Genomic DNA, 14,428 nt, shown 5'->3' on the forward strand with positions numbered 1-14,428 from the left:
GCGAAGGCAGATCGCCGCGCTCGGGAGGAGGACGACGACCGGGGACAGGGCTTCGAGGAGCGCAGGATGAGAAACGGCATCATGATCACGCAGACGGACCGGGACGCACTGGCAGGCCATCCCCTCCATGCGATCACGCCTCCCGGCGGACCCTACCGGTTCGGCCTCTTCCACCATGACCGGCTGACCACGAAGGGCATCTACCGCGAGGCCAAGTCGGTCGCCAAACTAGCCGTCCGGCCGCGGAACGATCCCAGGAAATTCCTCATCTTCTGTCGGCCACGCTCGGGATCCTCGCTCCTGAACGACCTTCTCAATCAGGTCGAGGGTGTCCTTTGCGCGGGCGAGATGCTGCATTATGCGGTGGTGGCGCCCGTTGCTTATCTGGATCGGTGCGCGCGCACCCTGCCGGGATCGGCCTTCGGCGCCAAGCTCCTCACCTATCAGATGCTGGAAATCCAGCGGGTGCGCGATCCGCTTCGGCTCTTCCAGCGATTCGTGAGCTGCGGTTTCAGCCTGATCCACCTGCGGCGGGATACGTTCGACCAGACGCTGTCGCTCGCCACGAGCTTCGAGACGCGGGATTTCCAGGCCCGGCCCAAACCGGAACGCAAGCCCGTCCCGAGCTTTCCGCTGGATCGCGATGCGTTCCTCCACATGCTGCGGTGGAACGCGGCCACCCTCGATTTCGAGGACAGGCTGATGTCGCACTTCCCGCATCTGACGATCGAGTACGAGACGGGATTGAAGCGATCGGACGACCACCAGGCGACGATCGACCGGGTCTGCGACTATATCGGTATCTCGAGCTCTCCCGTCTCGGCGCAGCGCAAGCGTGTTTCGGGTGGCAAGCCGCTGGTCTCGAATGTCGAAGAGCTAAGGGAAGCCGCACTCTCCCTCCGTCCGGACTTCGCGCCGACCGTCTGATCCTCCCGCTCCGGGGCCGTGCCCTCAGCACCCGACCGGGTGCGGATCAGCCGCTCTCGCCCTTCACGGTCTTCGGTTTCGCCTTCTTCGCGGATGCAGCCTTCTTCGGCGCGGCTTTCTTCTTCGGGGCGGCGTCCTTTTTCGGTGCCGCCTTCTTCGTCTTCTTACCCGATTTCGCGGCGCGCTCGGCGATCAGTTCCACGGCCATCGCCATCGTCACGGCCTCCGGCTCCGTCCCTTTCGGGATCGTCGCGTTGATCTTGTCCCATTTGACGTAAGGCCCGTAGCGGCCCTCCATCACGTTCACCGGGCCGCCGCTCTCGGGGTGCTCCCCGAGCTCGCGCAGCGGTTTCGCCGCCTGGCCGCGACCGCCGCGGGAGGCGGCCTTCTGCGCCAGAAGCTCCACCGCGCGGTTCATGCCGATCTCGAACACGTCCGCAAGCTCGGGCAGGGGCGCGGTCTTGCCTCCGCGCGCGGCCGGATCATCGTTGTGCTTGAGATAGGGGCCATAGCGCCCGATCGTCGCCCAGACCTTCACCCCGTCCTCGGGATGCGTCCCGACCTCGCGCGGCAGGTTCAGGAGCATCAGCGCCTTCTGCAGGTCGACGTCCTCGGGCGGCCAATCGCGCGGCAGGGATTGCCGCGGCGGCTTCTTCACCTCCTCGGTCACCTCGCCCCGCTGGACATAGGGGCCGAAGCGCCCGTCGTGGAGCCAGATGGGGTCTCCCTGATCTTCGCCGAGAAGCTTGCCCTCGGGCGGAATGGCCGGCGCGGCCTCGCCCTCGACCGGCGGACCGAAGGGGCGGGTGAAGCGGCATTCGGGGTAGTTCGAGCACCCGATGAAGGCGCCGCCCGACCGCGCGGTCCGCATCGAAAGCCGGCCCTCGCCGCAATTGGGGCAGAGCCGCGGGTCGGACCCGTCCTCCTTCGGCGGGAAGAGATGCGGCTCGAGCACCTCGTTGATCTTCTCGAGCACTTCCGTGATCCGCAACTCGGAGGTCTCCGCGATGGCAGCGGAGAAGTCGCGCCAGAAGCGGTCGAGCACGTCCTTCCATTCCCGATCACCCGCACTCACGTGGTCGAGCTGGTCCTCCAGATCGGCGGTGAAGTCGTATTCGACGTAGCGGCGGAAGTAATTGGCGAGGAACGCGGTCACGAGCCGTCCCTTGTCCTCCGGAATTAGGCGGTTCGCATCCTTGCGGACGTATTCCCGGTCCTGGATCGTCGTGACGATGGAGGCGTAGGTGGAAGGCCGTCCGATGCCGAGCTCCTCCATCCGCTTGACGAGCGTGGCCTCGGTATAGCGGGGCGGCGGCTGCGTGTGGTGCTGCAGGCCCAGGACCGCGCCGTTCTTCGCGAGGATCGCCGCGCCGTTCTTCCGCATCCCCGCCGAAGGGGCGTCGTCCACGACGTCGTCGGATTTCCCGGCTTTCGCGAATTCCTCGACCATCGGCGTTTTCGCGAAGGGAGCGGCGTCGCCTTTTGCGATTTGCGGCAGGCGCTTGTCGTCATCCTCCGCAGGTTCGTCGCGTCCTTCCTCGTAGACTTTCAGGAAGCCGTCGAAAAGCACGACCTGTCCCGTGGCGCGCAGCACGACCTCACCGTCGGCATCGCCGATCTCGACCGTGGTGCGTTCGAGCCGCGCGGCCTCCATCTGGCTCGCGAGCGTGCGTTTCCAGATCAGATCGTAGAGCTTGCGCTGGTCGCCGTCGCGGATCCCGAGCGCATCGGCATCCTTGGTCATGTCCGTGGGCCGCACGCATTCGTGGGCTTCCTGCGCGTTCTTGGCCTTGTTCTTGTAAATGCGCGGCTCGGAGGGCACGTACTCGCCGCCGAAACGGTCCTTGATCGCGTCCCGCGCACCCGTCACGGCCTCGGGCGCCATGTCGATTCCGTCGGTCCGCATGTAGGTGATATAGCCCGCCTCGTAGAGCCGCTGCGCGGTGCCCATAGTGGCGCGCGCGCCCATGCCGAACTTGCGGCTCGCCTCCTGCTGGAGGGTCGAGGTCATGAAGGGCGGGGAGGGATTGCGGGTGCCGGGTTTCGCCTCGACGGAAAGAACGCTGAGCGCACGGGAGGCCACGGCCTGCACGGCCATTTCCGCCTGCGTCTCGTTCTCGAAGGAGAACCGGTCGAGCTTCTTGCCCGAGAGGGTCGTGAGACGCGCCTCGTATTCCTGTCCGCGCGGCGTCGCGAGCCGCGCCTTGACCGACCAGTATTCGCGCGGCCGGAACGCCTCGATCTCCATTTCCCGCTCGACGATGAGGCGCAGGCAGACGGACTGCACCCGGCCCGCGGATTTCGCACCGGGCAGCTTGCGCCAGAGCACGGGCGAGAGGTTGAAGCCCACGAGATAGTCGAGCGCGCGACGCGCGAGGTAGGCCTCGACGAGCGGCGCATCGACCTGACGGGGCGATTTCATTGCTTCCGTGACCGCGGACTTGGTGATCGCGTTGAAGACCACGCGGCTGACGGCAGTGTCCTTCTTGATCGCCTTCCGCTTCCTCAAGGCCTCCTCGAGATGCCAGGAGATCGCCTCGCCCTCGCGATCGGGGTCGGTGGCGAGGATGAGGGCGTTGTCGGACGCGAGCGCGTCGGCGATCGCCTTCACGTGCTTCCGGGAATCGGTGGCGATCTCCCATTTCATGTCGAAACCGTTCTCCGGATCGACGGAGCCGTCCTTCGGAGGGAGGTCGCGGACATGGCCGTAGGATGCAAGGACGGTATAACCCGGGCCGAGATACTTGTTGATTGTCTTCGCCTTGGCAGGCGATTCGACGACGACGACCGGCATGTGCATCCCTTCGGCTGACTGGGGTGGGCGCGCGGCGCTAGATGTGGGGTCTGCCCCTGCCTTGTCAATCCGATGACGGATCGGCGGTACTCAGCGTTCGCTCGGGGGCCGGCAGAGGAAGCCGCCAGGTTGACGGGTCAGCTTTCCGTCGAGCTCGAGGGTGACGATCTCGGCCGCGACACGTGCGGCCGGTCCGCCGAGGTCCCGGATCAGCTCGTCCTCCGCGGTCGGCGAGGGGCCAAGCCGCTCTAGGATCAAGGCATGCAGATCGGCCGTCCCGCGCAGGTCGCGCGTCGGTCGCGCCTTCTTCTCCGCCCCGGGCTCCGGCGTGCGATCGGCGGGCTTCGGTGCGGGTTGCAGATCGACGACCTCGAGAACATCGCGCACGCCGCGGATCAGAACCGCGCCGTCGCGGATCAGGCTGTTGTTGCCGGCTGCGCGCGCGTCGAAGGGATGGCCCGGCACGGCGAGCACCTCGCGCCCCTGTTCGAGCGCCATGCGCGCGGTGATGAGGCTGCCCGACTTCGCCGCGGCTTCGATCACCACGACCGCCCGCGCGAGGCCGGAGACGATCCGGTTGCGCCGCGGGAAATGTCGGGCTTGCGGCTGCATGCCGACGGGCTGCTCGGAGACGAGGAGACCGCGCTCGCCGATCTCCTGCGCGAGGACCGCATTCTCGGCGGGGTAGACGACGTCGATCCCTCCCGCCATGACGGCAATGGTCCCGGTCGCGAGGCTCGCGGTATGGACGGCGGCGTCGATGCCGCGGGCGAGCCCCGAAACCGTCATCGCGCCTGCTTCGCCCAGTCCGGACGCGAGCGTCCGGGCCATGCGCAGACCGAGCGAGGAAGCGTTCCGCGCACCGACAAGTGCCACCGGGGGATGTGCGAGAAGGTCGGCATCGCCCCTGACCCAAAGAAGCGGCGGCGGATCGGGGATCGCGGCGAGGAGAGGGGGATAGTCCGGTGCGCCGATCGCCACGAGCCGGGCTCCCGCGAGGCGACCGCGCCGGATTTCGTTTTCGGCGATCGGGGCCGGGCAGGGGGAATAGGCGACTGCACCCGCGGAACGCGCGATGTCGGGAAGCGCCTCGAGCGCCGCCGGAGCGGAGCCGAACTCGTTCAGGAGGCGGTAGAATGTGGAGATGCCGACGCGGCGGGAGCGCAAGAGACGGAGCCAGACCAGCCACTCTTCCTCAGAGTGAGGGGGGGTGAGGGGGGTGAGGGAAGGGGATAACTCCAAGGCCAACCTGTCTCCGTCCTCTTGCACCTCCTAGTTGTGCAGGCGAATCTTAACAGGTGATGAACAAAACCTTCGGTTGATCGCGAATCCGGAAAATTAGCATCGAATTCGACAGAAACGTTTCATCCCTTGGCCGATCCACCCACCGTGAGGCCCCCGATCAGCAGGGTCGGCTGCCCGACGCCCACCGGAACCCACTGACCCGCCTTCCCGCAATTGCCGATTCCCGGGTCGAGTGCCATGTCGTCGCCGATCGCGCGAATCTTGCTCAAAGCCGTCGCACCATCTCCGATGAGCGTCGCGCCTTTCACGGGCGCACCGACCCTGCCGTTCTTCACGCGGTAGGCCTCGGTGCAGGAAAAGACGAACTTTCCGTTCGTGATGTCGACCTGCCCGCCGCCGAATCCCACGGCGTAGATCCCGTCGGAGAGATCGGCGACGATATCCTGCGGATCGGTATTTCCCCCGAGCATGTAGGTGTTCGTCATCCGCGGCATCGGCGGATGCGCATAGCTTTGCCGCCGTCCGTTGCCGGTGGGGGCCACGCCCATCAGGCGGGCATTCTGCCGGTCCTGCATGTACCCCACAAGGACGCCGTCCTCGATCAGTACGTTTCGGGCCGAGGGCGTGCCCTCGTCGTCCACGGTGAGCGAGCCGCGGCGGTCGGGCAGGGTGCCGTCGTCGAGCACGGTGACGCCCGGTGCGGCGATCCGCTGTCCCATCAGGCCCGCGAATGCGGAGCTTTTCTTTCTGTTGAAATCGCCCTCGAGCCCATGTCCGATCGCCTCGTGCAGCAGGATGCCGGGCCAGCCAGGGCCGAGCACCACGTCCATCACGCCCGCGGGCGCAGGTTCCGCGACGAGGTTGACGAGCGCGATCCGCAACGCCTCGCGCGTGACGCCCTCCCAATGGTCGCGCGTCATCAGCGCCTCGAGCCCGCTGCGGCCGCCGCCGCCCATGCCGCCTTGCTCCCGACGCCCGTTCTCCTCGACGATGACGCTGACATGGAGCCGCGTCATCGGTCGGACGTCGCGGACGCTCTGCCCGTCGGGACGCAGGATTTCGACCTCCTGGAGCGAGGCCGCGATCGAAGCGGAGACCTGTACCACGCGCGGATCGAGCCCGCGGGCGAAGGCATCGATCTCGCGCAGAGTGTCGAGCTTCATGGCGAACGGCGCGGCCGCGATCGGATCGGCATCGGTATAGAGTCGCCGATTCGTCCCACCGGGCGGCGGTGCCATCGTCCCGCCGCCATCGCCCACGGCGAGCCTGGCGGTCTCCACCGCGCGGCGCAGCGCCTGCTCGCTCATCTCCGTCGAATGGGCATACCCGGCCGTCTCTCCGCGAACCGCGCGGAGCCCGAATCCCTCCGAGGCGTCGTAGCTCGCGGTCTTCACGCGCCCGTCGTCGAACAGCAGCATCTCCGAGCGCCGGCGCTCGAGGAAGAGCTCACCGTCATCGGCGCCGTCGGTCGCCTGCCGCAACAGCGCGAGGGCGACCCCTTCGTCGATCGACTCTCCAAGGGGGCGGAATGGCGCATCGGTCATGGACGATCCTGTTGTTCGAGATGGGATGCACGGGCTCGGGTGGCCGATTGCCGCAATGCCGTGACTTGTTTAACGGGGTTCAATATGGTTTGAAGCGCCCAGATCTCAACGGGCTGTTCCGGGCGGACCGCCCCGCGCGGGGAGGAGCCCTGCCCAACGCAACCCAGACAGGACAGCGAGATGCGCCATCCCTTCCTCTTGACCGCCGCAGCAATCCTCTCCGCCGGTGCCGTGCAGGCCCAGGACGCGCTGGACGGATTGCCGATCATCGGCAAGCCGGAACACGGCGGAATCGGGTTTCAACCCGCCGTCACGGGCATCGCGGACGATGTTCACTGGCTCGACGGGATGGTGCTCGTCATCATCACCGTCATCACGCTCTTCGTCGTTGCGCTCCTGGCCTACGTCGCGGTGCGCTTCAACTCGAAGCGGGGCCATGAGCCGAAGAGCTTCACCCACAACACGCCGGTGGAGATCGCCTGGACACTTATCCCGATCGTGATTCTGGTCTTCATCGGTGCCTTCTCGCTCCCCATTCTCTTCAATCAGCAGGAAATTCCCGAAGGCGAGGTGACGATCAAGGCGACCGGCTACCAGTGGTACTGGGGCTACGAATACGTCGACCACGATTTCGCCTTCGACAGCTACATGATCGGCTCTCCGGCGACGGGCGGCGACAACCGCCTGAACGACGAAGTTCGGATGCAGCTGCAGGAGGCGGGCTACACGGAGGACGAGTTCAAGCTCGCCACCGACACCGCCATGGTCGTGCCGGTCGACACGGTGGTCGTTCTGCAGGTGACCGGCGCCGACGTGATCCATTCCTGGACGATCCCCGCATTCGGCGTGAAGCAGGACGCGGTTCCCGGACGCCTGGCCGAACTCTGGTTCGAGGCGGACGAGGAGGGGGTCTATTTCGGCCAGTGCTCCGAGCTTTGCGGGATCGCCCATGCCTTCATGCCGATCACGGTCAAGGTCGTGAGCCAGGACGCCTACGAGGCATGGCTCGACGGGGCGATCGAGGAATATGGCGGAACGCCGCGCGACGCCAGCATGGCTCAGCAGGCCGATGGTTCCGAGGGCGCGGTCGCCGCAAGCACCGAGGAGACCGCGGTCGAGACCGAGGATACGCCGATCGAGATGGAATCCGAGGCCGCCTCGACCAACGAGGGCCCCGAGAACTCCGCGCAGGAAGAGTATCTGACCGGCGATGAGAACGCTCCTGCCCCCGAAAGTGAGGGCGACGGCGATGCCGCGATGCAGGACGATGCGTCGGAGGACAGCGCCGGGGCGCAGGGTGAAAGCGACGCCTCCGAGCGCGCGCCGGCGGCCGTTCTGGTCGACGAGGGCGCGGAGGACGCGGCGCAGCAATAGAGGACCGGCAGAGCGACTTTCTGCCGGGCCGGCTGGCGGCGAGACGTGAATCGGAGGAACGATGACTGACGCGAGCGTGACCGACAACGAATACGACGCCGAGTTCGGCGACTACTTCGCGCTGCTGAAGCCGCGGGTCATGACCCTCGTGGTGTTCACGGCTTTCGTCGGACTGCTTCTGGCTCCGGTCCAACTGCATCCGTTCGTCGGCTTCTGCGCGATCCTTTTCATCGCGGTGGGCGGCGGCGCATCGGGTGCGCTCAACATGTGGTGGGACGCCGACATCGATGCGGTCATGCGGCGGACCGCGCGTCGCCCGGTTCCCTCGGGCCGCGTGACCGGGAACGAAGCGCTGTCGATCGGCCTCGCGCTGTCGGGTTTCTCCGTGGTCATGCTGGGGCTCGCCACAAATTGGGCGGCCGCGGCGCTCCTCGCCTTCACCATCTTCTTCTACGTCGTGATCTATTCCATGTGGCTCAAGCGATCGACGCCGCAGAACATCGTGATCGGCGGCGCAGCGGGCGCCTTCCCTCCGGTCATCGGCTGGATGGCCGCGACGGGCAGCGTCGCGCTCGAACCGCTCCTCATGTTCGCCCTGATCTTCCTATGGACGCCGCCGCATTTCTGGGCGCTCGCGCTCTTCATGCGCTCGGATTACGACGATGCGGGCGTGCCGATGCTGACGGTGACGCATGGCCGGCGTTCGACACGTCGACACATTCTCGTCTACAGCGTGATCCTCGCCATCTTCGCCGTCGCACTGGGCGCCACCGCGGCGGGCGGGCCCGTCTATATCGTGGCGGCGGCGGGATTGAACATCTGGCTGCTGAAAGGGGCGTGGGAGATCGCGCGGCGCGATGAGGCGATGGCGGAGCAAGACAGCTACGCCGTCGAGAAAGCGTTCTTTAAGTTCTCGCTGCTGTACCTCTTCCTCCATTTCGGCGCGCTCCTCGTCGACGCGATCCTGCGCGGCGTGGGGCTGTTCTGATGGCGATCCAGGCTCTCCACGAACTCCACCGCCGCCGCCGGTCGCGCAATATCGGTGTCGGGCTCGTGCTCGTCGTCTTCATCGCGATCGTCTTCGGGCTCACCGTCGTGAAGGTGCGTCAGCTGGGCGCCGTACAGGGGTTCGATCACGTGGTGCGGCCGGAACTGTTGCCAGGGGAGAGTATCTCGCAATGACGATGGACCCGAAAACCCGGACGCTGTTCCAGACGCTCGGCGTCGTCGTCTTCATGGGGTCGATGGCGTGGGCGTCCGTTCCGCTCTACAACTGGTTCTGCGCCGTGACCGGCTATGGAGGTGAGACGAGCATCGCTGAGACGGGATCGGACACAGTTCTCGACCGCACGATCAAGGTCCGCTTCGACGCGACCGTGGCGAGCGGCATGCCGTGGGAATTCAAACCCGTGGAGCGCGAGATAGAATTGCGGATCGGCGAGACGGGTCTTGCCTTCTACGAGGCGTACAACCCCACTGACCGTCCGGTCGCGGGACAGGCTGCCTACAACGTCGCGCCCTTCGGTGCCGGAAGTTTTTTCAGCAAGATCGAGTGTTTCTGCTTCACCGAGCAGGTCCTGCAGCCCGGCGAGCGCGTCGAGATGCCGGTCAGCTTCTATGTCGACCCGGCCATCGTCGAGGATCGCGACGCGAAGTTTGTCAACCACATCACACTATCATACACGTTCTACCAGATCGACCTGCCGGAGGAAACGCAGGCAAGTCTCGATCTGAACTAAGAGCCGCATCAGGGATCCAGTGAGCATGGCGCACGAAAAGAACCACGATTACCATATCCTCCCGCCGAGCATGCATCCCTTCCTCGCCGCGGTCGGGGGGTTTATCATGCTCTTCGGGGCCGTGCTGTGGATGCATTCGATCACGCCCTTCATGTTCTTCATCGGGCTGGCCCTGGTGCTCTACGTGATGTTCGCATGGTGGTCCGACGTGATCGCGGAATCGAACGAGGGCGATCACACGCCCGTCGTCCGCATCGGCCTGCGCTACGGCTTCATCATGTTCATCATGTCGGAGGTGATGTTCTTCGCGGCCTGGTTCTGGTCGTTCTTCAAGCACGCCATGTATCCGATGGAGACCTTCTCCGAGGGGCAGTGGCCGCCCCCTTCGATCGAGACCTTCGATCCGTGGCACCTGCCGCTCATCAATACACTGATCCTGCTCTGCTCCGGCGCGGCCGCGACATGGGCGCACCACGCGCTTGTCCACGAGAACAACCGCAAGGACATGGCATGGGGACTGATCCTCGCGGTCGGTCTGGGCATCCTCTTCACCGTGTTCCAGATCTACGAATACAGCCACGCGGCCTTCGGGTTCGGCGGCAACATCTATGGTGCGAACTTCTTCATGGCGACGGGCTTCCACGGCGCGCATGTGGTCATCGGGACGATCTTCCTCTTCGTGTGCTACATGCGTCTGCGCGCGGGGCACTTCTCTCCCGAGAAGCATGTCGGTTTCGAGGCGGCCGCCTGGTACTGGCATTTCGTTGATGTCGTCTGGCTGTTCCTCTTCGCGGCGATCTACATCTGGGGATCGTGAGCGGAGACCGACGCGGGCTCGGATAGCCCAGCAACGAACGCGTACAGGGCGCCATCGGCGCCCTTTCCCGTGAGGCGTGGATGCGACTTGTACTTCTGGTGGTTTCCGGCGTCCTTGCCGTGGCCGTCCTTGTTTCGCTCGGTTTGTGGCAGGTTCAGAGACTTCATTGGAAGCAGGAGATCCTCACGCGGATTGAAACCAGAATCAGCGCCGATCCCTCTCCCTTGCCCGCGACGTTCGACGAGGCGGCGGATCGCTACCGCCCCGTAGAAATCTCCGGGCGCAGCACGGGAGAGGAACTTCACGTCCTCGTCTCCACGGCCGCGACCGGCGCGGGTTACAGGGTCATCGTCCCGTTCGAAACCGACGAGGGTCGTCGGATCATGGTCGATCTCGGTGTCATTCCGACCGAGGAAAAGGCCCCCCCGAGGGCCGGTCAGCATATGGACGTCTTGGGCAACCTCCACTGGCCCCAGGAAACGGATCGTTTCACACCTGACCCTGAACGTGGGCGCAATATCTGGTTCGCGCGCGACGTGCCGATCATGGCGGAAACCCTGGGCACGGAACCCGTGCTGGTGGTTGCGCGGCGGACGGAGCCGCCTGTTCCCGACGTCCTGGCCTTGCCGATCACGACCGAGGGTATTCCGAACGATCACCTGAACTACGCGATCACCTGGTTTTCCCTCGCCGCGATTTGCGCGGGGATGACACTCCTGCTGGCTTTGCGTATGGCACGGGGCAAGGAGGAGACCGACGGATGAAATACCAATCGACGCGGGGACGGGCCCCGATCCTCGGTTTCGAGGAGACGGTTCTCGCCGGACTTGCACGCGACGGGGGCCTCTATGTCCCGACGGAACTCCCGCATCTCGATGCCGGGACGCTCGCGGACCTGCGGGGGCGTTCCTACGAGGATGTGGCGCTGCGCGTCATGCTGCCCTTTACCGATCTGGACGAGACGCGGCTCGGCGACATGATCGAAGCGGCCTATGCGGGATTCGGACACGCGGCCCGTGCGCCCCTGGTGCAGATCGACGCCGACCAGTGGCTTCTGGAACTCTTCCACGGGCCGACGCTGGCGTTCAAGGACTTCGCGATGCAGTTCATCGGGCAGGTCTTCCAGGACGCTATGAAGCGGCGGGGCGATCGGCTCACCATCGTCGGCGCGACGTCCGGTGATACCGGGTCGGCTGCGATCGAGGCGTTCCGGGGTCTCGACAATGTCGAATGCTTCATCCTGCTGCCTGAGGGCCGCGTGAGCGAAGTGCAGCGTCGTCAGATGACGACGCCCACGGAGCCGAATGTCCACGCGATTGCGGTCGACGGGGATTTCGACGATTGCCAGGCACTGGTGAAGGCGATGTTCAACGACCACGCCTTCCGTGACCGGGTGAACCTGACGGCGGTGAACTCGATCAACTGGGCGAGGGTGCTTGCGCAGAGCGTCTATTACGTCAGTTCCGCCGTCGCGCTCGGCGCGCCGGAGCGATCCGTTTCCTATACCGTGCCCACGGGGAATTTCGGTGACATCTTCGCCGGCGACCTCGCTCGGCGCATGGGAGTGCCGATCGATCGGCTCGTCATCGCGACGAACCGCAACGATATCCTCCACCGCACGATGGAGACGGGCGAGCACCGGAAGGAAGGTGTCGCGCCCACGATCTCGCCTTCCATGGATATCCAAGTCAGCTCCAACTTCGAGCGCGCGCTCTTTCGGGCCTACGACGAAGACGGAAATGCCGTGGCGCAATTGATGGAAGAACTCTCGAGCGAGGGCGGATTCTCCATTAGCCAGGGCGCGATGGGGGCCCTGAGGGAGGTCTATCGTTCCGGTTGCGCTTCGGAGGAGGAGACGGCTGCGACGATCCGCTCCATCTACGCGCGGACGGGTGAAGTGCTTTGCCCCCATACGGCGGTGGGCGTGAAGGTCGCGACGGAGCATCGGGGCGAGACGCCCATGGTCACGCTCGCGACGGCCCATCCCGCGAAATTCCCCGACGCGGTCGAGGCCGCAACCGGATCCCGACCCGCCCTGCCGCCCCGGATGGCCGATCTCTTCGAAAGACCCGAGCGGATCACAACCGTGCCGAACGCGCTCGACGCGCTGAAAACCCTGATCGAGGAAACCCTGTTTTGAGCGTCGAACTCCATACCCTTCCGAATGGCCTCCGGATCGTGACGGAGCGGATGCCGGACCTGAAATCGGCGAGCATCGGTATCTGGGTCACCGCCGGCGGACGCCACGAGCGGGCCGAGCAGAACGGCATTGCCCATTTCCTCGAGCACATGGCGTTCAAGGGTACCGCGCGCAGAAACGCGCTGCAAATCGCGGAGGCGATCGAGGACGTGGGTGGCTACATCAACGCCTATACCAGCCGGGAGATGACGGCCTACTATGCGCGCGTGCTTGAGGCCGACGTACCGCTTGCCTTCGACGTGGTGGCCGACATCGTCCTTAATCCGATCTTCGACGCGCGCGAGATCGAGATCGAGCGAGGCGTGATCCTTCAGGAGATCGGTCAGGTCTTCGACACGCCCGACGACATCGTCTTCGACTGGTTGCAGGAGGCCGCCTATCCCGAACAACCGCTCGGACGCTCGATCCTCGGGCCGAGCGAGCGGGTAAGCCGCTTCGGACGCGACGATCTCTCGGGTTTCGTAGGCGAATGCTACGGGCCGGGCGACATGATCGTGGCCGCGGCGGGTGCCGTCGATCACGAGGCGATCGTCCGGCAGGCAGAGGCCCTCTTCGGCGATCGTCCGGCGCAGCCCATCCGGACCGCGGAACCGGCGCGGTTCGCTGGCGGCGAGCGGCGCGAGAGCAGGACTCTCGAACAAGTTCATTTCACGCTGGGCTTCGAGGCGCCGAGCTACCGCGATCCGGAATTTTATGCCGCGCAAATCCATGCCTCGGCGCTCGGCGGCGGGATGTCGTCACGCCTCTTCCAGGAAGTGCGGGAAAAGCGCGGCCTGTGTTACTCCATCTTCGCCCAGGCCGGGGCCTACGACGACAGCGGCATGCTTACAATCTATGCCGGTACGTCCGGGGACCAGATCGACGAACTCGCGGGGCTTACGATCGACGAGATCAAGCGCAGTGCGGAGACGATGACTCCCGCCGAGGTCGCGCGGGCGCGGGCGCAGATGAAGGCGGGCCTTCTCATGGGGCTCGAAAGCGCTTCGTCACGCGCGGAACGGCTGGCCCGCCTCCTGTCGATCTGGGGAAGGATTCCCGATCTCGACGAAACGGTCGCGCAGATCGACGCGGTGACGACGGGTGACGTGCGCGACTTCGCGACGCGCATGCTGTCGCAAAGTCCGGCGGCGATGGCGCTCTACGGGCCGGTCGATCGGGCCCCGCATCTCGACGACCTGACACGCAGGCTCGCCGCCTGATGCGGTTCATGCGGCGGGGGGTCCGTGTCGAGACGGACCGTTTGACACTGCGTCCGCCGCAGCATGGCGATTTTCGCGCCTGGACGAGCCTACGCCGTGACAGTGCGGCCTTTCTGCAGCCTTGGGAGCCGCTCTGGGCCGACGATCATCTGGCCCGGAAGAGTTTCACCAACCGCGTCTACTGGGCACAGCGGTCGCTGGCCAACGACACCGCGCTTCCCCTTTTTCTGATCCGCCGGGAGGACGACGAACTCCTCGGCGCGATCACGCTCGACAACGTCCGGCGCGGGCCGGCACAATCGGGTACGCTTGGATACTGGATCGGCGCGACCTTCGCACGACAGGGCTACATGGCCGAAGCGATTGCCGGCATCGTCCATCATGCCTTTACGCGCATGGAACTGAGCCGGGTCGAGGCCGCATGCCTCGCGGAGAATCGCGCCTCGCGCGCCGTTCTGGAACGCTCGGGCTTCAAGTACGAAGGAGTGGCCCAAAGCTATCTCCAGATCGCCGGGCGATGGCGAAACCACGTCCTCTACTCGATCCTGAGGTCCGATCGCCGCGGACGCACGGAGACGGGATGACGCGC

The 14,428-nt window shown here is 65.6% G+C and carries 12 protein-coding genes and 1 pseudogene; 10 read left to right on the plus strand and 3 right to left on the minus strand.

Annotation, left to right across the window (positions count from 1 at the left end; genetic code table 11):
- The first annotated feature begins 66 nt into the window (after positions 1 to 66).
- Complete coding sequence (locus LX81_RS00720; protein WP_146259370.1) at positions 67 to 927, plus strand: sulfotransferase family protein; 861 nt, start codon at positions 67 to 69, stop codon at positions 925 to 927.
- A 46-nt stretch (positions 928 to 973) separates the two neighbouring features.
- Here LX81_RS00720 and topA read toward each other — a convergent pair whose 3' ends face one another.
- The 3 genes from topA to tldD all read right to left on the minus strand — a co-directional run bounded on the left by topA (position 974) and on the right by tldD (position 6,510).
- Positions 974 to 3,721, minus strand: coding sequence for a type I DNA topoisomerase (gene topA, locus LX81_RS00725; RefSeq protein ID WP_111535367.1), 2,748 nt, complete (start codon positions 3,719 to 3,721; stop codon positions 974 to 976).
- A 90-nt stretch (positions 3,722 to 3,811) separates the two neighbouring features.
- Positions 3,812 to 4,969, minus strand: coding sequence for a DNA-processing protein DprA (gene dprA, locus LX81_RS00730; RefSeq protein WP_373280255.1), 1,158 nt, complete (start codon positions 4,967 to 4,969; stop codon positions 3,812 to 3,814).
- 116 nt (positions 4,970 to 5,085) lie between these two features.
- Positions 5,086 to 6,510 carry a metalloprotease TldD gene (tldD, locus tag LX81_RS00735; RefSeq protein WP_111535368.1) on the minus strand — a complete coding sequence of 475 codons (1,425 nt, stop codon included), beginning with the start codon at positions 6,508 to 6,510 and terminating at the stop codon, positions 5,086 to 5,088.
- A 180-nt stretch (positions 6,511 to 6,690) separates the two neighbouring features.
- On the opposite strand from tldD, the pseudogene coxB reads away from it, so the two are divergent.
- The 9 genes and pseudogenes from coxB to LX81_RS00780 all read left to right on the plus strand — a co-directional run.
- A pseudogene (gene coxB / locus LX81_RS00740) lies at positions 6,691 to 7,548 on the plus strand (cytochrome c oxidase subunit II); the annotation flags it as partial.
- Between the two features lie 397 nt (positions 7,549 to 7,945).
- Positions 7,946 to 8,872 (plus strand): heme o synthase, encoded by a 927-nt coding sequence (gene cyoE, locus LX81_RS00745; RefSeq protein ID WP_111535370.1) that lies wholly within the window; start codon positions 7,946 to 7,948, stop codon positions 8,870 to 8,872.
- A complete protein-coding gene (locus tag LX81_RS00750) occupies positions 8,872 to 9,066 on the plus strand; it encodes a cytochrome c oxidase system small membrane protein (protein ID WP_111535371.1) in 195 nt (64 codons plus the stop codon). The genes cyoE and LX81_RS00750 overlap by 1 nt, the downstream gene beginning before the upstream one ends.
- Complete coding sequence (locus LX81_RS00755) at positions 9,063 to 9,623, plus strand: cytochrome c oxidase assembly protein (protein ID WP_111535372.1); 561 nt, start codon at positions 9,063 to 9,065, stop codon at positions 9,621 to 9,623. The genes LX81_RS00750 and LX81_RS00755 overlap by 4 nt, the downstream gene beginning before the upstream one ends.
- A gap of 25 nt (positions 9,624 to 9,648) precedes the next feature.
- A complete protein-coding gene (locus tag LX81_RS00760; protein WP_111535373.1) occupies positions 9,649 to 10,440 on the plus strand; it encodes a cytochrome c oxidase subunit 3 in 792 nt (263 codons plus the stop codon).
- A gap of 80 nt (positions 10,441 to 10,520) precedes the next feature.
- Positions 10,521 to 11,204: an SURF1 family protein gene (locus LX81_RS00765; protein ID WP_111535374.1), complete on the plus strand. Its 684-nt coding sequence runs from the start codon at positions 10,521 to 10,523 to the stop codon at positions 11,202 to 11,204.
- The gene (gene thrC, locus LX81_RS00770; protein WP_111535375.1) at positions 11,201 to 12,580 is read left to right on the plus strand and encodes a threonine synthase; all 1,380 of its coding nucleotides are present in this window, start codon (positions 11,201 to 11,203) and stop codon (positions 12,578 to 12,580) included. The genes LX81_RS00765 and thrC overlap by 4 nt, the downstream gene beginning before the upstream one ends.
- The gene (locus tag LX81_RS00775; protein WP_111535376.1) at positions 12,577 to 13,839 is read left to right on the plus strand and encodes a M16 family metallopeptidase; all 1,263 of its coding nucleotides are present in this window, start codon (positions 12,577 to 12,579) and stop codon (positions 13,837 to 13,839) included. The genes thrC and LX81_RS00775 overlap by 4 nt, the downstream gene beginning before the upstream one ends.
- Complete coding sequence (locus LX81_RS00780; protein WP_211322675.1) at positions 13,839 to 14,423, plus strand: GNAT family N-acetyltransferase; 585 nt, start codon at positions 13,839 to 13,841, stop codon at positions 14,421 to 14,423. The genes LX81_RS00775 and LX81_RS00780 overlap by 1 nt, the downstream gene beginning before the upstream one ends.
- Positions 14,424 to 14,428 lie beyond the last annotated feature (5 nt).

The organism is Palleronia aestuarii (assembly GCF_003253995.1).
In the GTDB taxonomy this organism is placed as follows: domain Bacteria; phylum Pseudomonadota; class Alphaproteobacteria; order Rhodobacterales; family Rhodobacteraceae; genus Palleronia; species Palleronia aestuarii.